Raw genomic sequence first — 23,760 nt, 5'->3', positions numbered from 1 at the left:
AGATACGGAACAATTCCACTGGCGTCTTTTCACGGCTATTCAGAGCTTTCTACCTAGGACTACTCCCTTTTCGCCCATTTTTTCGATTTTTCTAGTCTTTGTTTCCTAGTACCCTTGCTTGATAGCTGATCTTGTCGATTTTTGCCATAATATTTTTTGGGAAGATTTAGATACAGAAAGGGAAGAGGTTTACAACATGAAATGGGATATCAAATCGTTTGTCGGGGGCATAGTCGTGGGCTCGGTTTTGTTCTCCGGGATCGCCATCGCAGCACCAGCTTTTCCAGATGCCACCGAGGGAACAAAAACACCGTTCACCTACTATTTTGAAGGAGTACCCAAATCGCCATCGAGCGACGTGCAAGGCATTATGTACAAAAATTCAGTATACGTTCCGATCCGCTTTGTTGCGGAAAATCTGAACAAGCCCGTGATTTATGATGCAAAATCGAAATCCATCTTTATCGGTAAGCTGCCCGTAGCCAAAATGTACTCCAAAATGGAGGCAGTCGAGCTGGTTAAAAAGAAATTCGCCAACAGCCTTACGCCAACCCATGTAGTCGAATACGATCACGACGACGAAAAAGGCCATTATGTTATTCAAGTTTATCAAACGGTCGTGAACAACTTCCAATCTGGGGACAGCTATACGAGCACTTATGGCTGGTTTGTGGTGAATCCGAATAGCGGAGAAATCAAATCCTTGCTTTAAAGTATCAAGAACAGCAGCCTTAGGGAGGCTGCTGTTCCTTTTTTATATGAGATTACGCAGTTCCTGCAGAGGAAAATGACAAGAGACAAAATGGCCATCTGCCTGCTGCTGCAGCGATGGTGCCGACTGACGGCACATGTCCTGCACATATGGACAGCGCGTGTGAAAATGGCAGCCTGACGGCGGATTGGCTGGATTCGGCAAATCTCCTTGCAAGACGATCCGCTCTTTGCGCTGTGTCGGGTCCGGAATCGGAACAGCCGATAGCAGTGCTTCCGTATAGGGATGCATAGGTCTTTCGAACAACTCGTCCCGTTCAGCCAGTTCGACGATTTTGCCCAGATACATGACGGCAATCCGATCGCTGATGTGCTTGACTGCAGGAAGTCCATGCGAGATAAAAATGTAGGTTAGCTGAAGCTCTTTTTGCAGCTTTTTCAACAGATTCAAGATTTGTGACTGAATAGATACGTCGAGGGCCGATACGGCTTCGTCGCAGACGATCAGGCTTGGATGCAGAGCGAGCGCCCGTGCGATGCCGATACGCTGTCGTTGCCCGCCGCTGAATTCATGGGGATGACGGCTCAAGTGATGGGCATCCAGTCCGACCAGCCGCAGCAGCTCCACGACTTTCTCCCGGATCTCCCTTCCACGCCCCAAACCGTGTACCCGAAGTGGTTCCGCCACGATATCCTCTACCCGCATCCGCGGATTTAAGGAAGAATAAGGGTCCTGAAAGATCATCTGCATGTTCCGCCGGATCGCCTTCTCTTCTCCTTTATCGAGTCCTGTCAGGTGCTTGCCCTCGAACCAGATTTCCCCTTCCGTAGGCTCCAGCAGCTGAAGAATCATCTGTCCTGTCGTTGATTTACCGCAGCCTGACTCCCCCACAATCCCCAGAGTTTCTCCTCGGTACACCGTAAAGTCAACGCCGTCAACAGCCCGCACATGGCCCATTTTATTGGAAAACATGCCTTGCTTGTACGGAAAGTGTTTTTTCAGCCCTTTCACCTCTAGCAACTTATCTTGCGTCTGATTCATGGTGCATTCCCTCCTTACGCATATAAGCACCGTGCCAGATGGTCTGGAGCCACCTCGACAAGCGACGGCTTCTTGGATTGGCACTGCTCGGTTGCCAGTGGACAGCGGGGGTGAAACGCGCAGCCCCCTGGCATTTCCAGCGGATTCGGAACGGCTCCTGGAATGGATTCCAGCTCTTCCCGCTGTTCGTCGAGCTTGGGCAAGGAGCCAAGCAAACCTTTTGTGTATGGGTGCTTGGGGCTTGCGAACAGCTCAAATACGTTTGCCTGCTCCACCACCTCGCCTGCGTACATGACGACGACTCGATCAGCCATCTCGGCTACGACACCGAGGTCATGCGTAATCAAGATCACACCCGTATCATATTCATCATTCAATTTTTTCAAAAGTTCCAAAATTTGCGCCTGAATGGTTACGTCGAGGGCAGTCGTCGGCTCGTCCGCAATTAATAGAGCTGGATTGCAAGCCAAAGCCATCGCAATCATCACGCGCTGACGCATCCCTCCGGAAAGCTGATGCGGGAAATAATCAACAACTTTATCCGCTCTCGGAATTCCGACTGTCTCCAGCATTTCTATACTTCGCCCGCGCGCCTGCGGCTTGTCCATGTTTTGGTGAAGACGAAACACTTCACCCAGCTGGTTTCCTACCGTGAAGACCGGATTGAGCGAGGTCATTGGCTCCTGGAAGATCATCGACAATTTGTTGCCGCGAAGCTTGCGGAGCTCTTTTTTGTTCAACGCAAGCAAGTTTTGACCTTCCAGCAAGATTTCCCCGCCCACCACTTGTCCTGGCGGAGCCACCAGACCCATGATCGAAAGGGAGGTCACGCTTTTGCCGCAGCCCGATTCTCCGACGATAGCCAGCGTTTCACCTTTGGCAACAGAAAAGGAGATTCCATTCACAGAAGGAACCACTCCATCTTCCGTTTTAAAGTGTGTATGCAGGTTCCTTACTTCCAGCAATTTCGTTTCCATTTGACCACCCCCTACTTTCTCGCCTTCATCCGTGGATCCAGAATATCGCGCAGCCAGTCCCCGAGGAACATGATGCCGAGCACCGTAATCGTGATAGCAATTCCCGGAAAAGTAGCGACCCACCAGCTGGTAGCCAGGTACTGCCTGCCGTCGCTAAGCATACCACCCCACGATACCGTCGGCGGCTGAATGCCCAATCCAAGGAAGCTCAGCGACGCTTCTGCAATGATCGTTGTGGCTACGCTCAATGTAGAAACCACGATAAAAGAAGAGATAACGTTAGGCAGGATATGCGTCAGGATAATTCGTTGATTGCTGGCTCCGACGGTTCGAGCCGCTTTGACGTAGTCTCGCTCTTTTACCCCCAATACCTCACTGCGAATGATCCGCGCATACTTTACCCAGTTGGTAAATCCCAGCACGAGGATCAGCGTCACCAAGCTTGGGCCCAAGACAGCTAGAATAACCAGCATGAACAATATATTAGGAATTGCCAGAAACGCATCGACCGTTCGCATAATAATACTGTCGATCCACCCTCCGTAATAACCGGAGACCAGCCCTAGTATGACGCCGATCGTCCCTGCCAATATGACGGCACAGATTCCGACCATGAGCGATACCTGCGAACCGTAAATGATCCGGCTCAAGACGTCTCTACCCAGGTTGTCCGTTCCCAATGGATGTACCGAGGATCCACCCTCCATCCACATGGGCGGCTTCAGGCGTTTGGCCGCCTGCGTTTTCGCTGGGTCATGCGGAGCGATCGCACCCGCAAAGATGGACATGAACACGACGGCAATGACGATAAGAAATCCGATTGTACCCGTCTTGCTTTTAAACAGCATGCGAGTCAATCGTTTAAACTGTCCGGTATGCTGTACCGGTTTGCCTATGCTCTGTAGTTGCGGCGTTTGTGTTTCCAAGGATGCAGACACACGGCTCACCTCCGTTTAGTTGTACTTGATACGCGGATCCAGGACGCGATAGAGAATGTCTGCCAGCAGGTTGCTGAAGATGACAAGGATTGCCACGACAAACACGGCTGCCTGCACGATCGCCATATCCCGGGTATTGACCGCCTGAATGATCAACTGACCCATTCCCGGCCAAGAGAAGATGGTCTCGGTAATCAGCGTACCTCCGATCAGTGTAGAGGTTTGCAAGGCCATGATCGTCACGACGGGAATCATCGAGTTTCGCAAGGCATGCTTGTACACGACAATCGATTCCAGCAAGCCTTTGCTGCGAGCCGTGCGAATGTAATCCTGGTTCAGAATTTCCAGCATGCTGGAGCGTATCAGGCGGGTCATCTCTGCTGCAATGCCAGTCCCCAAGGTGAAGGCAGGCAGGATTAAATGCGCCAATGTGCCTCGGCCAGATACCGGCAAAGCCTTTAGCTCCACCGCAAATAACAGGATGAGCATGATCCCTAGCCAAAAATGCGGCATTGCCTTTCCTAAAACGGAGCTTCCGGAAAAGAGGACATCGAGGAATGAATTGCGCTTCGTTGCAGAGAGAATGCCTAGAGGAACGGAGATGACAGTTGCCACAAGCATAGCGGCAATCGCCAGTTCAAACGTAGCGGGAAGTCTCTCCATTACAATCGGTAGTGCAGGCATGTCGTAACGGAATGAGTTTCCAAAATCACCCTGGAACAGGTGTCCGATAAACGTGAAGTACTGTATATACAATGGCTGATCCAATCCAAGAGCGGCAATCAAGATCCTCCGGTCCTCGTCCGTAGCCGTATCAGACAACATCAGAGAAACCGGGTCGCCGGTACAGTACACGAGCACGAACACAATGATAGAGATCAAAAACAGGACGGGAATGATCTGGAGCAAGGATTTCAGCAAGTACTGCCTCATGGTGTCACCTCCGCAAGAGTTTTTGGATACAGGAGGAGGTCTCAGCTTGAAGAGACCTCCTCCCGGGTACTTTCCTGGTTTCCCTTTTACTTCTTGGTGACCTCATCTGCAAAAAGCATCTCATCCAAACGAGGCTCGAAATTCACTTTGTCGCTTACCCCGTAGTTTGCATTCATTTGGTACATGTAGATTTGAGGGCGTTCTTCCGCAATAATTTCCTGTACCTTTACATACTGCTTTGCACGCTCATCCAGATTCATGTTCTTTTCGGCTTCCTTCAGCAGCTTATCGACCTCTGGGTTGCTATAGTCAGACTCGCCTTTCGCACGCTCGGTCGTCAGACGGTCGAACGCCAAGGAAGCATCAAACATGGAGTTCGCGTAGGAAATCATAAACACTTCACCAAATTTTTTCGCTTTGTACGTGTCGTTGAATTTGCTCCATTCCAACAGATCCAGCTTGGCGCGAATGCCCACTTCTGCCAGCATCGCCTGAATCAGCTCGGCAGTCTCCTTGTCCTTCAGATAGCGGCCGCTTGTTGCGCTGAAAGAAATGTCCACACCATTCGGGTAGCCTGCTTCAGCGAGGAGCTGCTTCGCACGTTCCGGGTCATAGAGTGATTTGCCATACAGCTCTGGGTCAGCCCCAAAGTTTCCTGCGGTCACGCGCGTACGCGTAGGAGTTCCGCCACCTGCCAGAATGTTGTCCACAATTGCTTTTTCATCAATGGCGAGGTCAATCGCTTCCCGCACTTTTGGATTTTCTGTCACGGTTCCCGGTGTTGTACGCAAGGATAGCTGCATGACCCGCTGCGTCGGTCCCGTGACCGCATGTGTGCCTTCATTGCTCTCGATCCGCTCCATGTCACTCGGTGGAATGTTCACCGCGATGTCTACCCCGCCAGTCATCAGCTCCGCCACACGAGTCGCATCCTCAGGTATCGCTCTGAAAACTAGCTTGTCCCATTTAGGCTTGTCGCCGAAATACTGATCGTTTTTCACCAGGATCAAGCGATCGTCACGCTTCCATTCCTGGAATTTGTATGGCCCTGTGCCAACCGGATTTTTGAGGAATTCATCCCAGCCCTTTTCCTTGATGTATTTAGACGGCAGCATACTTGAGCCGAGGCGGGAGAGCCGGTTTAACAGCACGGGCTCCGATTCGTTGGTGATAATTTCAACCGTATGCGGGTCAATGATTTTCACTTCTTTAATTTGCTTGTAGTTGCCGTATTCCAACAGCTTCTGATCCTTGGCGATCCGCTCCAGGGTAAATTTCACGTCTTCTGCCGTGAATGGATCTCCATTGTGGAAGGTTACACCTTCGCGCAGCTTGAAGCGCCAAGTCTTGTCGTTGACGATTTCCCAGGAAGTCGCCAGATCAGGCTGAACCTTTTGATTCTTATCCTTCTTAACCAGATAGTTGAACATGTTTACATGAACCGCTTCTGTTGATGTGTTGTTGTGGTCGTGAATGTCGAAGCTGACAATGTCACTGCCGCTGGCAAATGTCAGGACTTTTTCACCTGTATCGTTCGCTGCAGGAGCAGTGGTTCCTTGGGCTGCTTGCTCCTGTTTTGGTGCCGTTGTAGTCGATGATTGACTGCTGCAGCCGACGATTGCGGTAGACAGCGCCAAAATGGCGGCAAGCCCGAATCCAGCTAGACGTTTTTTCATGTGTACGCCCCCTATTCTTTATTCGCTCTGTTTTCTCTTTTACTCACAACTCCACCATTCTTTTATTGGCCCAGGTAGTTCAGGGCTAGTGCGGAAAGCATAGCGATTCCGACAGGCAGGGCATCCTCATCGATATCGAACATCGGATGATGCAGAGGATACTGCGTTTGCTTCTCCGGATTGCCCACACCTAAGCGGAAAAACACACCGGGCACATGCTCTGTATAGTACGAGAAATCCTCGCCGCCCATAGAAGGCGTTACCATCTGGTACTTCCCGTGACCGAGCACTTGATCAGAGGTGACGAGCAACCGATCAACCATTTGATCGTCATTGACGATGGATGGGTAGCCAAAATGGTAGTCAAATTCGTAGGAAGCTCCCAGTGCCATCGTCACTCCTTTGACTACCGCTTCAATCTTGCCCGGCATCTGCTCTCGCAAGGCTGGATTCAGTGTCCGCACGGTTCCCAAGAGCTCTACATCTGGGGCGATGACGTTGCTCGCGCTGCCCCCTTGAATTTGGCCGATGGTAATGACGACGGGATCAAGCGGATTCACCTGACGGCTGGCGATGTGCTGCAAGGCGGAAAGCACTTCTGCCGTCACCGCAACAGAATCGATCGCTTGATGTGGATGTGCAGCATGGCCCCCTCGCCCGATGATATTGATGCGAATTCGGTCGGCAGCTGCACAGCTAACTCCTCGAACTGCTGAGATCTGACCAGTCGGCAATCCAGGGAAAACGTGAAGTCCCGCCATCGCCTCGATGTTGTACGCGGACAACAGCCCATCCTTGATCATTTCACTCGCCCCGCCAAGCCCTTCTTCCGCCGGCTGGAAAACGAACGCGATATTGCCTTTTTCAGGTCTCGCCTGCTGCGAAAGAAACTGGGCTGCCCCCATCAGGATGCTGGTATGCGCATCGTGTCCACATGCGTGCATCTTGCCCGGTACGGTGGAACGGTAGGCCGATTCCTTTTGATCCTGAATGGGCAATGCGTCCATATCCGCGCGAAGCCCGATCGTAGGTCCAGGCTGACTGCCGCGCAATAAACCGACGACTCCCGTCCGCCCAATGCCTCGCCGCACTTCAAGCCCTAGGCCTTCGAGGTGTTTAGCCACGCGTTCCGATGTGCGCACTTCCTCGAAACCGAGTTCGGGAGTTTGGTGAAAATCCCGTCGCCACGTGATCACTTCCTCCTTTAGCGAGCTTGCCTTCGCTAAAATCTCGGAGCTTCGGTACAAAACGGGGATAGTGTCCATATTCTTTAAGCCTCCTTGGCGAACTCTTCAAATATGGCAGCCATGTGCTTGATGCCTTGAATATAGTCTTCGATGATGACATTTTCGTTTGGCGCATGATTGTTGGAAGCAAAATTGCCTACTCCCACTGACACCGCTGGGATTCCGAGATTTTGACAGAGTATGTACATGGGCCCTGTACCCGGTGACATCGGCATGATTGTTGGCTCCATTCCGTAGATGTCTTTGACGGTATTCACCACTGCACGGGTTAATGGATTGTTAAGCGGGGTGCGGGCAGGATGCTCCAGAGTGAAGCCTTCCATCTCGATATCGGAGAACCCATGCTCGTCTAAGTGCGCTCTCAGCAAGCTGAAGATTTCATGCGGATCTTGGTCAGGCACCAGTCGGAAATCCAGCTTGACCCTCGCTTCTGCTGGCAGCACTGTTTTGGAGCCAGTGCCCGTATAGCCGGAAACCAGTCCGCAAACGGTGCATGTCGGCTGGAAAATCAGCTTTTCCTTCAAAGGAATTCCTGACAGGTCAAGCAGGAAGGATTTCAGCCCCAGCTTTTCTAGCGTACTTTCCTCGTTGTAGATCATTTGCTCGAGCATCGCGGCATCGTCATCGCTTAATGTCGCTACCTTGTCGTAAAATCCTTTAATTTGAATCTTTTCATCCGGTGTCTTCAATGTATTCAGTGCCCATAGCAATCTCCAGGCAGGGTTTTCGATAATCGCCGCATTGGCGGAATGAAGGTCAGTGTTTGCACCTCGACAAACCAGTTCCACGTAGCACATGCCTTTAACACCTAGACTTACCTGCGGGCGTCCATCCGCATTTTTATAACCAAACTCCCAGATACATCCATCAGCCTGGATCATATCGTGATATCTTTCCACAAACTCTTCCAGGTGAACGCTGCCGATCTCTTCTTCCCCTTCTACGATGAACTTCACACGCGTAGGCAGCTTCCCCCTTACTTGTGTATAGGCATGGACAGCGGCTAGGCGCGCCATGAGATTTCCTTTGTTGTCAGCCACACCACGAGCGTACATGCGACCATCGCGAATTTCTGCTCCAAAAGGAGGAGACTCCCACAAATCGAGTGGATCTTCCGGCTGCACATCATAGTGGTTGTAAAAGGACAAGGTTTTCTCGCTCTCTCCAGGAAACTCGCCGTACACGACTGGATAGCCGGACGTTTCTAGTTGCTTTGACTCCCCGCCGATCTGGGTGATAAATTGCTCTACCATGTTTGCCGTTTCTTTCATGCCACGATTTTGCGCAGCGACACTCGGTTGTTGGCAAATCTGCTGAAGCCAGCGAATGTACATCTCCCTATTCTGCTCAATGAATGAAAACACGTCCTGCACAGAAGTCAGCTCCTTTTACAGAAATATTCGCTAATTGTTCAGAAAAACTATAAAATAATTAGATTTTGGTGTCAACTTTAAATATTCTAAATTTTAAAAAGATTATTTTTAGTAGTTTTGCAGGTTTTGTTGAAATAATGCAGAACACTTAAAATTTAATTAAGAGAAAAATTCAGAAAACATTCTTTAAATTCAAGTTCGAAATGGGGAATTTGACGATGGAAAGACAGGTAGATGGTCTCGTAGAAGAACTGTATCCCTCTCTCCAGGAATGGCGGCGTGATTTCCACAAGTACGCCGAATCAGGATGGGTGGAATTTCGCACGGCCAGCATGGTGGCCAGCAAGCTTGCTTCATGGGGCTTTGAGGTGAAAGCTGGGCGGGAAGTCATTGCTGAGGATGCCCGGATGGGTGTGCCTCCCCTTGCATTTCTTAAAGCCCAGGAACAACGGGCCCTCTCACAGGGAGCTGTCGCAGAGTGGATCCCGCTCTTGTCGGGTGGCTTTACGGGTGTAGTCGGGATTCTGGACTCTGGCAGACCTGGCCCTACGGTGGCCTTTCGCGTAGATATGGATGCCCTCGATCTACAAGAATCCCATGCCCTGGATCACGCTCCAGCTGCAGGAGAGTTCGTTTCCATCAACGACAAAATGATGCATGCTTGCGGCCATGACGCACATACCTCAATTGGGTTGGGACTTGCCTACGTCCTGAGTCAAAGCAAAGAAGAGCTCCACGGCCGTGTAAAGCTCATCTTTCAACCCGCTGAGGAAGGGGTTCGCGGCGCAAAAGCCATGGTGGAAGCTGGCGTTGCCAATGATGTTGACTTCTTGTTCGCCTGCCATGTAGGTACTGGAGTCCCCCTGCGAGAAGTCGTCTGTGGAACGCATGGTTATCTGGCCACTACCAAAATGGATGTAGTCTACACCGGTATCGCCTCGCATGCCGGCGGTAATCCGGAAGAAGGGAGAAACGCTCTGCTTGCTGCAGCGTCAGCCGTCATGAATTTGCACTCCATCACCCGTCATAGCGGCGGCAACTCCAGGATCAACGTTGGGGTGCTGGAAGCAGGGAGCGGCCGAAACATCATTCCGAACCATGCCTCGTTCAAGCTGGAAACCCGAGGCGACACTAGTGAAGTGAACGAGTATATCCTCTCCCGCGCCATTGACATCATCCACGGTTCGGCAAAGATGTACGGGGTTGAGTCCCAAATCGATATCGTTGGCAAAGCAGGCAGCAGCGACCCAAGTCCGGAGCTGCTCCCCTACATCCGGGCGCAGGCAAGCAAAGTGAAGGATGTCGCTTCGATCGTGGATACGACATCAGCGGGCGGCTCAGAAGATGCCACGTATTTGATGGAGCGCGTAAAGCAACTCGGTGGTCTCGCATCCTATCTCGTGTTTGGAACCACGCTTGCAGCCGGACATCATAATGAAAAATTCGATATCGACGAAGAGGTCATGAAAATTGCGGTGAAAACACTGGCTCTCTGCGCGTTGCATACGCACGAATTACCTCTGTCTAAAGTGAATTCCTAACAAACCTTATACACAAAAACAGGAGGAATGCGATTATGTCGGGACTGCTCCATTATTTGAAAGAGAATCAGGATCATATCTTGGCCGATGTGGAACGCGTCGTCAAAGCTGAGTCCCCTACGCAAGACAAACAAGCCGTCGACCGCTGCGGTGAAGTGTTTCAATCCCTGTTCGCTGAGCATCTTGGCCTTACCGCCGAAGTCATTCCGATGGATACGACCGGGAACCATCTGCGTTTTACCTATGGGGACGGAGACAGTCAAATTCTTATTCTCGGCCATATGGACACCGTCTGGGACATCGGGAGACTCTCTTATCGGGTCGAAGGCAACAAAGCATACGGCCCCGGTATCCTGGACATGAAAAGCGGGATCATCCAGGCGATTTGGGCTGTGAAGGCATGCAAAGATCTCGGAGTCGCCCTGCAGAAAAAAGTCGTTTTCCTTTGCACCAGTGACGAGGAAACAGGCAGTGACAGCTCGCGCGCATACATCGAGCAGGAAGCCAGAAAAAGTGAAGTTGTATTGGTCGTTGAACCTGCTGTAGCAAATTCGGGAGCCTTAAAAACTTCCCGCAAAGGTGTCGGCCACTTTACTATGAGCATCAAGGGCAAAGCCTCCCACGCCGGCAACCACCATGAGGAGGGCATCAGCGCAGTAGAAGAAATGGCCCACCAGATCTTGTTTTTGCAGGGCTTGACTGACTACAGCAAAGGAACAACCATCAATGTCGGCATAGCAAGCGGCGGGAATCGCACCAACGTAGTGGCAGAAAGTGCCCTTCTCGATATCGACGTGCGCATCAACCGGCTGTCAGAGGCCGAGAGAATAAGCGATCTCATCACTCAAGCCACTCCTTTTCTCGAAGGAACTACTCTGCAGATTACGGGGAATGTAAACCGCCCTCCCATGGAGCGCACGGCCCAGACGGAAAAGCTGTTCCACCTCGCAACGGAATGCGGCAATGAACTGGAAATGACCCTCACCGAAGCGCATGTCGGCGGCGGAAGCGACGGAAATTTTACGGCCGCCCTGGGAGTACCCACGCTCGATGGCTTAGGCGCTATGGGTGATGGCCCCCATGCCGAATACGAGCACATCCTGATCGACCAGCTTCCCGTGCGAGCTGCATTGCTTGCCAGCTTGATGACCCGATTGTAAATGTAAGCTGGGTGAGAAATAGGCTACATAAGGAACTCTTTTCTGCACAAAAATAGAGCTGATTGTTCAGCTCTACTCTGTCTATCTGCCAGCTTTGTTCGAGCAAAGCTGGCTTTCCTATTCCAATCCGTACTTCTCCAGCTTCCGATAAAGAGTGGACAAACTGATTTTCAGCTCGTTGGCGATGGCTGCCTTATCCTGAGCAAAATAGCTGTCTGCATAGTATCGCTGCAGCACGGAGCGCTCGTAGTCGGCCAGCATTTGCTCCAGGCTAAGGGACGGTCTATCCGTTTGTACCCCTTCTCGAACCGTTTGCAGGTAATCCGGTAGATTCTCATCCCCGATCACCTCACCTTCCGCCATGTTGACCATATATTCCACGGCATTTTCAAGCTGCCGAATGTTACCCGGCCAGTCGTAGGCAATAAGCTGCTGTGACAGACAGGAGTCGAGCTGACAGCGCCCTTTTTGCAGGAGTGTCGAGTACCGGTACAAAAAATGATGAAGGTAGAGCGGTATATCCTGTCTACGCTCTCGCAGCGGCTTCAAGCGGAGGGGAATGACATTGAGCCGGTAGTACAAGTCTTCCCGGAACGTCCCTTCCCGTACCATTTTCTCCAGGTCCCGATGTGTCGCCGCAATCACTCTTACATCGATACCGATCGTTTTTATCCCGCCCACGCGATCGACTGTTTTTTCCTGCAGCACCCGGAGCAGCTTGGGCTGAAGAGACAAAGGAATGTCCCCGACCTCGTCGAGAAAGATCGTTCCTCGATGGGCCAGCTCAAACTTCCCGGGCTTGCCCTCTCTCCTCGAGCCTGTAAATGCTCCCCCTTCATAACCGAACAACTCACTCTCCAGCAAGGTTTCCGGGATCGCCGCACAGTTGATGGCGACAAAGGGATACCGGCTCCTCTGTCCCTCGCTGTGAATCGCTCTAGCCAACAGCTCTTTGCCGGTCCCGCTTTCCCCGCGAATCAACACCGTTGAGATGCTGTTCGTTACTTTTTTCGCTTTGGCTATCACATCCCGCAAACCCGTTTCTGCCCCAATCAGCTGTGCGAAATAAACAGGAGGTGCAGAGGCTTCCGGAACTTCCTCCTGGATGTGGCAGCTCTTTTCCCGCTCGGCGTCCAGCTCCAGCAGCTTGTGCTCGATTAAAGAGCTGATATGCTGCAAAAACGGCGTCCACTTTTCCGAGTGATGCAGCATTTTTTCCTTTTGTTCGGGTGAGAAGCCGATGATCCCGATGACTCCAACTGTCTTTTCCCGCTTGTGCACAGGAAAACCGATCGTGGCCAGCTCCCGGCATTGCTGTAAAAACTTGCAGTTCATACACTGCGACTCGTTTTTTTTCATATCAAAAATCATACCCGGCTGCCCGGTCTGCAAAATCATCCGAAAGAACGATCCTTCCGGTGCAGGCAGCCCAATGAGTTCCTGGTAGTAGCCGGTCCCGCTCACACGGATGCCCTGTTCATCCAAAATGGTGACATCCAGTCCCAGCACCTTGGAAATATTGTCTGCGTATGATTGTATGAAATCCGCTATGCGGGAAAATTCGGTCATGATCGGCCCTCCTGCATTCCGTTCCTATTCCCTACTGATGTGCAGCGGCAGCTGTCAATAAAGGAGAAAGTGCTTGCTCAAGATCTCCGATAATATCCTTTGCATCTTCTAACCCCGTAGAGAGCCGAATCAGGCCGTCCGTGATGTTGAACTTGGCTCTCTCCTCTGGAGGAATGGAAAAATGCGTCATGGAAGCCGGATGCTGCACCAAAGTTTCCGGGTCTCCTAAACTAAACGATATCATAGCGAGGCGCAGGGCGTTAATGAAAGATTTGGCTGCCTCATATCCCCCTTTGACCTCAAAGGAAACAATCCCTCCCATGCCCGCCATTTGCCGCTTCGCCAATTCATGCTGTGGATGGGAAGCCAGTCCCGGGTAATATACGCGGCTGATAGCAGGATGCTTCTCCAAAAACTGCGCTACTGCCTCCGCATTTTGGACGTGCTGTCTGACTCGCAGGCCCAATGTTTTCAAGCCACGCAGGATCAGAAAGGCATCCCAGGCATTCAAGTTTTGCCCCAAATCACCCATGATGTGCTTGCGCATGAATTGGATATGCTCTTGTTTGCCCACAATAAATCCGGCAATCACGTCTCCATGTCCATTCAAATATTTCGTGGCACTGTGCACGACGACATCTGCTCCGAGCTCCAGTGGTCTTTGCAAATAGGGAGTCATAAACGTATTATCCACAATGACTGTGATCCCACGCTCATGGGCGATCCGGGACAATTCCGTGATATCCAAAACGGTCAGGCAGGGGTTCGATGGCGTCTCGAGGTACAGTACCTTGGTTTGGGGCAAAAAGGCCTTTTTCACTGCCGCAAGATTGGTGCAATCGACAAAATCAGCTTGAATACCGTAGCGAGGGGCCAACATCGTGAGAAACTTGTGGCTTCCTCCATAGACGTCTCGCGTACACACGACATGGTCGCCTTGCTGGAGAAAAGCGAGCAAAGACGCGGAAATGGCCGCCATACCGCTGCTGACGCCCAAAGCTGCTTCTCCATTTTCCAATGCAGCAATCTTTTCCTCCAATGTCTGGATCGTTGGGTTTCCATAGCGTCCGTAGTACGTGCCTTCCCTTTGCCCGGCAACACATGCCGCTGCCGCATCCGCGTCAGGAAATGCGTAGGCCACAGCCGGAACGACCGCCGACACCACAGCTCCTGTCTTTTGGCAAGGCGTTTGTGCTGTATGAATGATGGCGGTATCCAATCCCCACTTGTTCGTCATGATTCGTCTCTCCTTTATTCTCTGGTAAAGCATTGATATAGCAAGGACTGTGCCAAAGGCAAAAAGCGCATGAAATAAGCATTCCTACTTTTTACTTCCTTGCCATTTTCGCAAGGATGCAAAGATCAATGAATAAGCAATGAAAAAAAGCCGTCAGTTCAACCAACGACTTTTCTCACATCTGCATTTTCGTTTTGCAAAAAAGGAAACAGCCCGTTACACGATGATGCCTCCACCGCTCTTCCGGTACTTCAGAATGCCTTCCGCAGCTCGGTAAGAGAGAGCACCCATCGTTCCTGTAGGGTTGTAACCGCTATTGTGGGCGAATGAGGACGCACCCACTACAAACACATTTTCGGCATCCCACATTTGCAGGTAGTTGTTAACAGCTGATGTATCCGGCGAAGCTCCCATAATTACGCCACCTGTGTTGTGCGTGGATTGGTAAGGGGTGATATCGTACGGTCCCAGCTTTTTATTAATCTCAATTTTTTCGGTGGCTCCCATTTCCTTGACAATTTCACCGCACTTATCCGCACAATACGCGGCAAGCTGCCGATCCTGTTCTTCGAAATCGTACGTGATGCGTATGAGCGGATCGCCAAATACGTCTTTGTAAGTCGGGTCCAAATCCAGGAAGTGGTGTCGAAACGGCATCGAAGCTCCTTGCGCCCCCACCGAGAGGAACCGGTTCGCATACTTGAGAGACGCTGCCTTGAAATCTTTCCCCCAGCTTGGTGTACCTTCTGGAACCTTGTTGTTTGCGATGGGGCGCAGTCCCAGCTGCGAAAGACTGATATTTGCTCCATGAATGAAGTTCAGATCTTTGTGATCGAAGTTGTCCCCGTTATAATCGTCGAGACACATAGCGAGAGAGCCTGCGCCCGCATACAGATTGAACTCTTTATCGTCAAAGAAGCCGACTGCTCCCCCACGGATGACCTGGTAAGCGTAATTCTTTCCTATGACACCTTTGCCCGTCGCAGGATCATAGGGACGCCCCAGCTTGGACATGAGCAGCAGTCTCGCGTTGTTGAAGACATAGCTGGTCAACACAACGATATCCGCTGGCTGCTCGAGTTCTTCCCCCGTGGTTACATCCGTGTACATGACACCTGTCGCTTTTTTTCCATTATGTAAAATGCGCCGAACATGAGAGTGGGTACGAATTTCGAATTTCCCTGTCTTTTTCGCAATCGGAATGACGGTTACGACTGGATCTGCCTTGGCTCCGTATTCACAGCCAAAGCGCTCGCAGTAACCGCAGTACTGACAAGCAGCCCTCGAGACTCCATCCGGATTGGTGTACGCTTCCGAAAGATTCGCCGATGGCATCATATATGGATGCAGGTTCTTTTTTTTGGTCGCTTCCTGAAACATTTTAATGCTGGGCGTCATTTTCATTGGCGGCGTTGGATACGGCTGTGAGCGCTTGCCACCCAGAGGATTTTCCTCACCAGAAATGCCCGCCATCCGCTCAAATTTGTCGAAGTACGGCTCCAGTTGGTCGTACGTAATACCCCAGTCCTGTATCGTCATGCCGTCCGGAATTTTCTTTTCTCCATAACGCTCAATGGTTTTACTGCGGATCTCAAAATCATAGGGCAGGAAACGGAAGGTCTGCCCATTCCAGTGAACACCTGAGCCGCCCAAGCCAGTCCCTAGCAAAAAGGATCCGTACGAACGCATTGGAAGTGCCCGCACACTGGTTTTGCTGCGGAACGTGATGGTTTCTTTGGACAAGTCCTGCATCATTTCGTAGCGCATCGCATAGCGCAGCTCATCGTGTACCATGAAGTAATCTTCTGTTTTTCTTTCTTTTCCTCGTTCCAGACCGACGACAGTCAAGCCCTGCTTAGTCAGCTCAGATGCGATAATTCCTCCGCCCCAGCCAACTCCTACGATGACCACGTCGACTTTCGGCAATTTTTTGGCCATATTGGTTTGTCCCCCTTAATGTTGATGATCCCGCAAGCTCAAAGGGGCCATCTTCACAAACTCGTCCTTCTCGATAACTTGGGTATAAGCCATTTGATTACCTGGGTAATTCCTCATTTTCCAGCCATCCATGTTTTTGTTGCCGCCGTAAAGAGGGTCTGAGTAGATGCCCTCCAGCGTACTCGCACGAAGCATTTTGAAAAACGCACTGGCAGAAATCGTGGTCAATTTGACCTCATCGGATTCAAATGCCTTCAATACGGCATCCTGTTGCTCCGGAGTGAGCTCATAAAACCGTTTCTTCTGCGTGCTGTTGCTATAATTGTTCATTTCTTGAATACCAATTTCGAAGATCTCCCGCCGCTTCAGCCTGCCTTGGTAGCCTTGCGTCACTTCCCCGGGATAAAAAGGACCCTGCATGTAATCGCGTGCGTTAAAGCCCCAATCTCCTGCCAGCTGATGGTCGATAAAGTATGCTGCTCCAAGCGCCTTTGCCCCAGGTCCACTATCGTCCTCGGGGAATATTCGCTCGCAGGCTGCATCGACTACCTTGAACTGCTCGGGAGTGAAGAACATCAATGCCTGATTGAAATCGGCTGCCGGAGCAGGTGTTGCTCCAGGAACTTGCGGTGCCGGTGCTTGCTGTCTGTTGAGAAGGCTGCCTGCTACGCCCCCTACAACCAGTCCACCGAGTACAAGCCCGGAGTTTTTCAGAAAGTTCCTCCGTGATACTGGTTGTTCACTTCCGTTGTTTGATTGTGCCAACACTTCCACCTCCTGATGTCTCTATTCACCTGTTTGTGCATTTTTTCGACAAACTAAACAAGCTCTGCCTACATTTTTTCCAATAACCTCCTCAAATACTCAGAGAATCGACAGCGCAGGATAAAAGTATGTAGAAAGCAACTTTGGAGGGATCGAACATGAATCGAATTGGGAAATGGATGGGGACTGGATTGGGTCTGGTGCTTCTGTTGACCGCTTGTAACAATCAGGCTGCACCACAGCCACAGCCGGCACGGACGCAGAATCATGCAGCACCTGGCGATATCGTCATACCCAGCGTAGACAGAGAGAAGAAAGTGACCACCAACTCACTCGGGACTACCTCTAACGGAATGGGCACCAATGTCTACAGCAGCATCGGAAGCTCCCACCTCCACAGCGACGGGCCTTCTACAAAGCTCGAGGCACAATTGAATGCAGCTGGCGTTCATGGCATTCAAGCATTGGTTCTCAAGGACGCAGTCGTCATTTGCCCAGCGACAGTAAGAAGCCAATCGGTCAATCAGATGGATCCGATGCAAACGCATCTTCTCAGCAATTTCACTGGCAGCTCGGCACGCGGAAATGAACATACGACACCCGGAACGGCAGGTACTTTGGGCCGAAGCGATCTCAACACGACTCTTTCACAAGCCCGGGCACAAATTCACAAGCTGTACGGCAAAAAAACGCGTGTACTGACTGTCACTTCCAAACCGGGAATCGATGCATTCGAGCAGGTAAAAAAGCACCTTCGTGAAACCGGGCAGGATGCCAACGCCCCAGCGATTAACAAACTCATGCGTGAAGCGAAACAATAAAAAAGCAAACAAAAAAGGGACAAGCATTTGGCTTGTCCCTTTACTTTGCAAGAAACGACCTGATTTCTTTCACGGTTTCCTCTGGATGTGACACCATCAAGAGATGCAGCGCCCCTGGGATGGAGTGAATCTTTGCTTGTCTTACAGCCTGTTGATAAAAAACGACTGCCGCCCGGTGAAATGCCCGCTGTTCATCGTCAGGCAAAAATCGCTCATCTGCGAGAAGCACCAGAACCGGACAAGTGATCGAGCGGAAGAGCGTGTCTTTATCAAACGCAGCGTAGTCGCTAAAATAGCCGATAAATGCCTCTCGCGGCAAACGGTACCCCAGCTTGCCATCTTCTTTTCCCTCCAGCTCGGATGTCATCCAGCCTGTTGGCAGCTTCCCCTCTCCATAGCGATCCGCAAATTGCCGCTCTGCCTCCTCCACACTGGAAAACCGCGCTAATGACAAGCGTTGCACGACCTGATCCAGCTGGAAGCCAGGCACTTCTCCCAGCCGGTAATAGCCTCCGTCCAGCAGGATGAGTCTGGAGATGCGCTCCGGTCGCTGAGCGGCCAGCATCTGCGCAGGCACACTGGAAAACGAGGAAGCTACCACTGTTACCTGATCAAGTGATTCTGCATCCAGCAATCCAATCAAATCGTCTACGATGGCATCAAAAGAAAAGGTCGACTGTTCCACAGAATGTCCGTGTCCCCGCAGATCGACCGCTACGATGCGGAAATGGGCAGCCAAATCAGGGATAATCCCGGCAAACAGCATTTTCGTATTGCGGATGGCATGAAGCAGCAGCAGCGTGGGCGCATGTTTATGCCCAGCAAGTCCGTACTCCATGACAAATCCGTCTCTTTCCACCGTTTTGATCGACGTAAATACAGACCGGTCCATGAATGTTCCCCCCGCTACTCTTCGAACTTCATTCGCTCCAGCTTGGTGTGCTTCACTTTCACCAGATACAGCAGATAGATGAAGCCCACAAATGTCCACATCAAACCGAGAATCATCGACTTGATATCCAGATTGACCCATAAAAAGCCAATAAACGTGGCTCCGATTAACGGCGAGAGAAGATAGCTCCACCACTGGGTCACCCGCAAGCGCTTTTGCCTCCATACATAATGAGCAATGACGCTGAGATTGACAAAGCTAAAGGCGATCAATGCCCCGAAGTTAATAAATGATGTAGCCGTGAGCAAGTCCAAAAACAGCGCCCCCGTCATCAGCAGGCCGACCAACAAAACATTGTACAACGGTGTTTTCAAGCGGGGGTGAATATAGCCAAACCACTTTCTCGGCAGGTAGCCGTCCCGTCCCATCGCGTACAGCAAACGTGTAACACTGGTGACGGAAACAAGCCCGGATGCCAATGTAGACGACAAGGCAGCTGCCAAAAAGACGAGCTGAAAAATCGTTCCCCCGATCGAAAGGGCGATTTCTGCTGACGCTGCTTCCGGGTCAGAAAAGACCGAAGCATCTGGAAACAGCGACTGTGAAAAATAGGATGCTGTGATAAACAGCGCTCCACCACATAAAGCGACGAGGAAAATACCTCGGGGGATAGTTTTCTTCGCATCGATCGTTTCCTCCGTCAGTGTCGTCACCGCATCAAACCCGAGGAAAGAGAAGCAAAGGATCGATGCCCCCGAAAGCAGCGCCGCAAACGATAAATCCGGCGAAAAAAACGGGCGCACCGTAAACACCTGCTCGATTCCGCCTCCCCCCATCAAGCCGCGAATCGCCAATCCCGCAAAAACAACCACAACCGATATTTGAAACAATACCAGAAAGGAATTCACCGATGCTGTCACGGTGACCCGAAATACGTTCAACAAGGTTATGAGAAGAATAAAGCCAACAATCCACCAATGTGTCGGGACATCAGGAAAAACAGATGACAGGTACACACCGGTTAAGAGCGCGTTGATCATCGGTAAAAACAAATAGTCCAGCAAAGAGGCCCATCCCACCAAAAATCCAGCATAGGGATGAATCGTCTCCTGCGTATACGTGTAAGCGGTCCCTGCGGAAGGAAAGACGCGCACCATTTTCCCGTAGCTTGCGGCTGTAAACAAGATCGCGAGCAGGGTAACGGCATACGCTGCCGGGACATGTCCTCCCGTCTCTTGTGCTACAATGCCAAACGTATCAAAAACAGCCATTGGCGCCATATATCCAAGACCGATCACCACGATATGCCATAATTTCAAACTGCGCTGAAGCTCCGTTGTTCCGTTCACTACCTGTCCCCCTTTTATTCACAATATGAATAATTATACCTATTATGAACTGAATATCCACTAAAACCACTTCGTCATGCGCTTCAGATGCATCCGTGTAAATGCCGCTCCATTCCTCTACGTAAGAAAACCTCTATCGAGGCCAATTCAAGGAGGAGCGACCGCGTTTTAGCTGTAAGTTTCCATGCGCTCCGGAATTCATAAGCCTAAAGCTTATAAATTCCTATACGTTAAAAAAACGCTGTTGGCACAGTTCCCCATACCAGCAGCGTCTCTCTATTGCCGTTGCATTTTCCCGTTACGCCTTTGGCAGTTCAAACGAGCTCTTCAGCGATACGATGCGGTTAAACACGAGCTTGTCACCGTTTGTATCCTTTGAATCCACGTTGAAATAGCCATGGCGGAAGAATTGATATTTGTCTTGCGGTTTTGTTTCCTTCATGTTTGGTTCTACGAAACCTTTCAGCACCTCGAGGGAATTCGGATTGATGTTATCCAGGAACGTCCCCTCGTTCTCCTCTTCATCGAGAATCAAAGGCTCGTACAAACGGAATTCAGCCGGAACCGCTTGCGTAGCTTCCACCCAATGGATGGTTCCTTTGACCTTGCGTCCGGTAAAGCCGCTTCCGCTCTTCGTTTCCGGGTCATAGGTGCAATGGATCTCGATCACGTTGCCATCTGCATCCTTGATTACGTCATTGCACTTAATGAAATACGCGTTTTTCAGGCGCACTTCGTTTCCAGGGTACAGGCGAAAATACTTGTTTGGCGGGTTCTCCATGAAATCGTCTTGCTCGATGTAGATTTCGCGGGAAAACGGAATTTGACGGTTGCCCATTTCTTCGTTTTCCGGATTGATTTCTGCCTCCAGCATTTCCACTTGGCCCTCTGGGTAGTTGGTGATGACGACCTTCAACGGGTTCAAGACAGCCATCGTGCGTGGCGCTTTGAGCTTCAAGTCTTCCCGGATGAAGTGCTCGAGCATTTTTTCATCGACGGTACTGTTGCTGCGGGCTACCCCTACTTCGCGAGCGAACGCACGAATCGCCTCAGGTGTGTAGCCGCGGCGGCGGAATCCTGCAATGGTAGGCATGCGCGGATCGTCCCAGCCATCTACAATATTTTCGTCCACGAGCTGCTTCAGCTTCCGCTTGCTCATGACGGTATTGGTCAAATTCAGACGAGCGAACTCATACTGACGCGGCACATGCTCCATTTCGCACTCCGCCACTACCCAATCGTACAGAGGGCGGTGGTCTTCAAACTCCAGGGAACAGAGCGAGTGTGTCACTCCTTCGATGGCATCCTCCAGTGGATGAGCAAAGTCATACATCGGATAGATGCACCATTTATCCCCTGTGTTGTGGTGGGAGGCATGGGAAATGCGGTAGAGAACCGGGTCGCGCATGTTGAAGTTTGGAGAAGCCATGTCGATCTTGGCACGAAGAACTTTTTCCCCGTCCTTGAACTCACCGTTGCGCATCCGTGCAAACAGGTCGAGGTTTTCCTCCACAGAACGATTGCGGAAAGGACTATCCACGCCTGGCTCCGTCAATGTCCCACGGTACTTGCGCATGTCCTCTGGCGACAGATCATCCACGTACGCTTTTCCCTTTTTGATAAGGAGAACGGCACGATTGTACATTTCCTCAAAGTAATCAGAAGCGAAGAACAGCCCGTCCCAATCGAAGCCCAGCCACTTCACGTCTTCCTTGATCGCATTGACGTATTCGGTATCTTCCTTAACCGGATTCGTGTCGTCAAAACGCAAGTGTGCTTTCCCGGAAAACTCGTGAGCCAATTCAAAGTTCAGGATGATTGCTTTCGCATGTCCAATATGAAGATACCCGTTCGGTTCTGGAGGAAATCGGGTAATGACTTCTTTTACTTTGCCTTCCTGCAAGTCATCAATCACAATATTTCGGATAAAGTTAGATGACGCTACCTTGTTTTCCAATGAAATCAACCTTTCACTTCACCTTTACATTCCATAATACTGATTCTCCTTCCATAGTTCAACAAAATCGGGCCGTGTGACCGGCCCGATGTCAAACACTCGCGCAGTTATGCTCTTGATGGAGGCCGGTAATAGAGCTGAATCACAGAATCTACAGGCATATGATGATTCAGAATGGCGTTCAGCTTGTTCCTGTGCTCGGGACGTATCAGATGTAACAACGGTTGATCCACATGATTGAAATGCTCGAACGCTCCCGCTGCAATCTCATCCCATTGTCGATAGTAGCGCAGCAGATCGTCTGGCATCACTCTCGAACGATCCGTGCCTTCCTCCGGTAAACAGTCAAAGGGTTCATCCAAGTTCAACGTTCCGTAATCGTCTGTCAGTTCTTCTCCTGGATGAATGTCACGTGCAGCCAGCTCCATATCGTACATCGTCGCTACACATGTCGCGTGGAAGCTGTGGTTCACGTATCGAGCTTTATCCCAGCACAGGATGTACTTTCCGAACTGATTTTTAAACGAATATTTCTGCACGTCCTGTTTTCGTAATGGATCCAGTGTTTCCACGAATGTCGGATCCAATACCTGATCCAGATCATCCATCGCCCACACGATTGTCCCTTTGGGAATGAATTTGGTCGCAAACACGCCATACCCGATTTGATCATTGATATAGCGCAACTCGGTATCGGGATGCATCATGGTGCAGTCACTCCTTGGCGAAGCTGCCTTTTTCTTATCATAAGCAGTTCGGTCAATGGAGGTGTACGATTGACTGTGAAAAAACCGAGGGAAATACCTGCCATTAGATTGGACTAGCTAGCCAGCTCACGTTCTTGCACAAGAAAAGCCGCCTGAGACATCCCACAGGCGGCTTTTCCTTTTTATACTTTTACACAAACTCAAGCATGCGATCCGGATGGTTCGTGCAAATCTGTACGTCTGGATGCCACGACATCACTGTACGGATGTGCTCAGGATCATCCAAGGTCCATGCAACCACCTTATACCCTTTTTCAATCGCTTCCACTGCCAGTTCTTTAGTCAAATACGGATAGCCCATGGAAAGGATATTCGCTCCCGCTTCCTGCAGCTGCTCCAGCATCAGAACGGGACGGCCTCCTACGATCAGACCAGTTACCACGGTTTCATCCAGCGTACGCACATGACGAATCAGCTCGTGGTCAAAAGACGTGATGTAGACCTCTTGCTTCATATCATGCTGCTCCAAGAGAGCCAATACCTTCTCGGCAATCCCCGGATACATGTCGCTCGTCGCTTTCAGCTCGATGTTCAGCGTGCAGCGACCTTTGACAGCTTGCAGTACCTCATCCAGCGTCGGGATGCGCTCTCCTGTGAACCTTTCGTCCAGCCAGCTGCCTGCATCCAGCTCGCGCAGCTGTTGCAGCGTGTGATCCTTTACAAGACCCTTGCCATTTGTCGTGCGTCCGAGCGTAAAGTCGTGGATGAGCACAGGAACTCCGTCGCTGGATAGCTGCACGTCAATCTCCATTGCAAAAATCGCTGGCTCTGCCAATGCGAGGCGTACAGCCGCCATCGTATTTTCCGGCGCCTTGCCTGACCAACCGCGGTGTGCCATGCAAATGTTCATGTTGCTCACTCCCCAAA

20 protein-coding genes are annotated in these 23,760 nt (G+C 50.9%); 4 read left to right on the top strand and 16 right to left on the bottom strand.

Translation table 11 applies throughout. The annotated features are described in order from the left end of the window. The first annotated feature begins 196 nt into the window (after positions 1–196). Positions 197–712 (top strand): stalk domain-containing protein, encoded by a 516-nt coding sequence (locus ACLIN2_RS28970; RefSeq protein WP_092268347.1) that lies wholly within the window; start codon positions 197–199, stop codon positions 710–712. A gap of 42 nt (positions 713–754) precedes the next feature. On the opposite strand, the gene ACLIN2_RS28965 is transcribed toward ACLIN2_RS28970, so the two are convergent. The 7 genes from ACLIN2_RS28965 to ACLIN2_RS28935 all read right to left on the bottom strand — a co-directional run bounded on the left by ACLIN2_RS28965 (position 755) and on the right by ACLIN2_RS28935 (position 8,858). After that, positions 755–1,753: an ABC transporter ATP-binding protein gene (locus tag ACLIN2_RS28965; RefSeq protein ID WP_411502868.1), complete on the bottom strand. Its 999-nt coding sequence runs from the start codon at positions 1,751–1,753 to the stop codon at positions 755–757. Positions 1,754–1,767: 14 nt separating this feature from the next. Beyond that, complete coding sequence (locus tag ACLIN2_RS28960; protein WP_411502867.1) at positions 1,768–2,730, bottom strand: ABC transporter ATP-binding protein; 963 nt, start codon at positions 2,728–2,730, stop codon at positions 1,768–1,770. Positions 2,731–2,741: 11 nt separating this feature from the next. After that, complete coding sequence (locus ACLIN2_RS28955) at positions 2,742–3,668, bottom strand: ABC transporter permease (protein ID WP_092268350.1); 927 nt, start codon at positions 3,666–3,668, stop codon at positions 2,742–2,744. Between the two features lie 15 nt (positions 3,669–3,683). Next, positions 3,684–4,601, bottom strand: coding sequence for an ABC transporter permease (locus ACLIN2_RS28950; protein WP_092268351.1), 918 nt, complete (start codon positions 4,599–4,601; stop codon positions 3,684–3,686). A gap of 86 nt (positions 4,602–4,687) precedes the next feature. Further along, positions 4,688–6,277, bottom strand: a complete 1,590-nt coding sequence (locus tag ACLIN2_RS28945; protein WP_411502866.1) for an ABC transporter substrate-binding protein — start codon at positions 6,275–6,277, stop codon at positions 4,688–4,690. Positions 6,278–6,339: 62 nt separating this feature from the next. Further along, on the bottom strand, positions 6,340–7,542 hold the full coding sequence (locus tag ACLIN2_RS28940) for a M20 metallopeptidase family protein (RefSeq protein ID WP_411502865.1): 1,203 nt from the start codon (positions 7,540–7,542) through the stop codon (positions 6,340–6,342). A 5-nt stretch (positions 7,543–7,547) separates the two neighbouring features. Next, positions 7,548–8,858, bottom strand: coding sequence for a M20 family metallopeptidase (locus ACLIN2_RS28935; protein ID WP_411502864.1), 1,311 nt, complete (start codon positions 8,856–8,858; stop codon positions 7,548–7,550). Between the two features lie 257 nt (positions 8,859–9,115). On the opposite strand from ACLIN2_RS28935, the gene ACLIN2_RS28930 reads away from it, so the two are divergent. Beyond that, on the top strand, positions 9,116–10,438 hold the full coding sequence (locus tag ACLIN2_RS28930; RefSeq protein ID WP_411502863.1) for an amidohydrolase: 1,323 nt from the start codon (positions 9,116–9,118) through the stop codon (positions 10,436–10,438). Positions 10,439–10,473: 35 nt separating this feature from the next. After that, on the top strand, positions 10,474–11,598 hold the full coding sequence (locus tag ACLIN2_RS28925; protein ID WP_411502862.1) for a M20 family metallopeptidase: 1,125 nt from the start codon (positions 10,474–10,476) through the stop codon (positions 11,596–11,598). A gap of 117 nt (positions 11,599–11,715) precedes the next feature. Here ACLIN2_RS28925 and ACLIN2_RS28920 read toward each other — a convergent pair whose 3' ends face one another. From ACLIN2_RS28920 to ACLIN2_RS28905, 4 genes are all read right to left on the bottom strand, one after another. Next, positions 11,716–13,167, bottom strand: a complete 1,452-nt coding sequence (locus tag ACLIN2_RS28920; RefSeq protein WP_411502861.1) for a sigma-54 interaction domain-containing protein — start codon at positions 13,165–13,167, stop codon at positions 11,716–11,718. A gap of 31 nt (positions 13,168–13,198) precedes the next feature. Then, on the bottom strand, positions 13,199–14,407 hold the full coding sequence (locus ACLIN2_RS28915) for a trans-sulfuration enzyme family protein (protein ID WP_411504613.1): 1,209 nt from the start codon (positions 14,405–14,407) through the stop codon (positions 13,199–13,201). 213 nt (positions 14,408–14,620) lie between these two features. After that, positions 14,621–16,342, bottom strand: coding sequence for a GMC family oxidoreductase (locus tag ACLIN2_RS28910; protein WP_411502860.1), 1,722 nt, complete (start codon positions 16,340–16,342; stop codon positions 14,621–14,623). A gap of 15 nt (positions 16,343–16,357) precedes the next feature. Further along, positions 16,358–17,107 carry a gluconate 2-dehydrogenase subunit 3 family protein gene (locus ACLIN2_RS28905; RefSeq protein WP_411502859.1) on the bottom strand — a complete coding sequence of 250 codons (750 nt, stop codon included), beginning with the start codon at positions 17,105–17,107 and terminating at the stop codon, positions 16,358–16,360. Positions 17,108–17,265: 158 nt separating this feature from the next. Here ACLIN2_RS28905 and ACLIN2_RS28900 point away from each other — a divergent pair, with 158 nt between their 5' ends. After that, entirely contained in the window at positions 17,266–17,928 is a 663-nt protein-coding gene (locus ACLIN2_RS28900) for a hypothetical protein (RefSeq protein ID WP_092268360.1), read from the top strand. 40 nt (positions 17,929–17,968) lie between these two features. Here the strand turns inward: ACLIN2_RS28900 and ACLIN2_RS28895 are convergent, their stop codons facing one another. The 5 genes from ACLIN2_RS28895 to ACLIN2_RS28875 form a co-directional block, all read right to left on the bottom strand. Then, positions 17,969–18,820: an alpha/beta fold hydrolase gene (locus ACLIN2_RS28895; protein WP_411502858.1), complete on the bottom strand. Its 852-nt coding sequence runs from the start codon at positions 18,818–18,820 to the stop codon at positions 17,969–17,971. Between the two features lie 14 nt (positions 18,821–18,834). After that, entirely contained in the window at positions 18,835–20,169 is a 1,335-nt protein-coding gene (locus ACLIN2_RS28890) for an APC family permease (RefSeq protein WP_327931266.1), read from the bottom strand. Positions 20,170–20,467: 298 nt separating this feature from the next. Next, on the bottom strand, positions 20,468–22,135 hold the full coding sequence (locus ACLIN2_RS28885) for a glutamine--tRNA ligase/YqeY domain fusion protein (protein WP_092268363.1): 1,668 nt from the start codon (positions 22,133–22,135) through the stop codon (positions 20,468–20,470). 98 nt (positions 22,136–22,233) lie between these two features. Next, positions 22,234–22,833: an SET domain-containing protein gene (locus ACLIN2_RS28880; protein ID WP_411502857.1), complete on the bottom strand. Its 600-nt coding sequence runs from the start codon at positions 22,831–22,833 to the stop codon at positions 22,234–22,236. A 190-nt stretch (positions 22,834–23,023) separates the two neighbouring features. Next, positions 23,024–23,743 (bottom strand): glycerophosphodiester phosphodiesterase, encoded by a 720-nt coding sequence (locus tag ACLIN2_RS28875; RefSeq protein WP_122961056.1) that lies wholly within the window; start codon positions 23,741–23,743, stop codon positions 23,024–23,026. Positions 23,744–23,760: the final 17 nt, after the last annotated feature.

This window comes from Brevibacillus centrosporus (assembly GCF_046622605.1).
In the GTDB taxonomy this organism is placed as follows: Bacteria; Bacillota; Bacilli; order Brevibacillales; family Brevibacillaceae; genus Brevibacillus; species Brevibacillus centrosporus.
Note: the sequence above shows the minus strand (reverse complement) of the source record. Positions and strands in the feature narration are given on the sequence as shown.

What these genes read in the sequence shown, in the direction of transcription:
- ACLIN2_RS28935 (WP_411502864.1), bottom strand. Translation starts at nt 8,858, where the DNA reads ATGTACATTCGCTGGCTTCAGCAGATTTGCCAACAACCGAGTGTCGCT.
- ACLIN2_RS28910 (WP_411502860.1), bottom strand. Translation starts at nt 16,342, where the DNA reads ATGGCCAAAAAATTGCCGAAAGTCGACGTGGTCATCGTAGGAGTTGGC.
- ACLIN2_RS28970 (WP_092268347.1), top strand. Translation starts at nt 197, where the DNA reads ATGAAATGGGATATCAAATCGTTTGTCGGGGGCATAGTCGTGGGCTCG.
- ACLIN2_RS28920 (WP_411502861.1), bottom strand. Translation starts at nt 13,167, where the DNA reads ATGACCGAATTTTCCCGCATAGCGGATTTCATACAATCATACGCAGAC.
- ACLIN2_RS28930 (WP_411502863.1), top strand. Translation starts at nt 9,116, where the DNA reads ATGGAAAGACAGGTAGATGGTCTCGTAGAAGAACTGTATCCCTCTCTC.
- ACLIN2_RS28945 (WP_411502866.1), bottom strand. Translation starts at nt 6,277, where the DNA reads ATGAAAAAACGTCTAGCTGGATTCGGGCTTGCCGCCATTTTGGCGCTG.
- ACLIN2_RS28875 (WP_122961056.1), bottom strand. Translation starts at nt 23,743, where the DNA reads ATGAACATTTGCATGGCACACCGCGGTTGGTCAGGCAAGGCGCCGGAA.
- ACLIN2_RS28925 (WP_411502862.1), top strand. Translation starts at nt 10,474, where the DNA reads ATGTCGGGACTGCTCCATTATTTGAAAGAGAATCAGGATCATATCTTG.
- ACLIN2_RS28900 (WP_092268360.1), top strand. Translation starts at nt 17,266, where the DNA reads ATGAATCGAATTGGGAAATGGATGGGGACTGGATTGGGTCTGGTGCTT.
- ACLIN2_RS28960 (WP_411502867.1), bottom strand. Translation starts at nt 2,730, where the DNA reads ATGGAAACGAAATTGCTGGAAGTAAGGAACCTGCATACACACTTTAAA.
- ACLIN2_RS28880 (WP_411502857.1), bottom strand. Translation starts at nt 22,833, where the DNA reads ATGATGCATCCCGATACCGAGTTGCGCTATATCAATGATCAAATCGGG.
- ACLIN2_RS28895 (WP_411502858.1), bottom strand. Translation starts at nt 18,820, where the DNA reads ATGGACCGGTCTGTATTTACGTCGATCAAAACGGTGGAAAGAGACGGA.
- ACLIN2_RS28950 (WP_092268351.1), bottom strand. Translation starts at nt 4,601, where the DNA reads ATGAGGCAGTACTTGCTGAAATCCTTGCTCCAGATCATTCCCGTCCTG.
- ACLIN2_RS28965 (WP_411502868.1), bottom strand. Translation starts at nt 1,753, where the DNA reads ATGAATCAGACGCAAGATAAGTTGCTAGAGGTGAAAGGGCTGAAAAAA.
- ACLIN2_RS28940 (WP_411502865.1), bottom strand. Translation starts at nt 7,542, where the DNA reads ATGGACACTATCCCCGTTTTGTACCGAAGCTCCGAGATTTTAGCGAAG.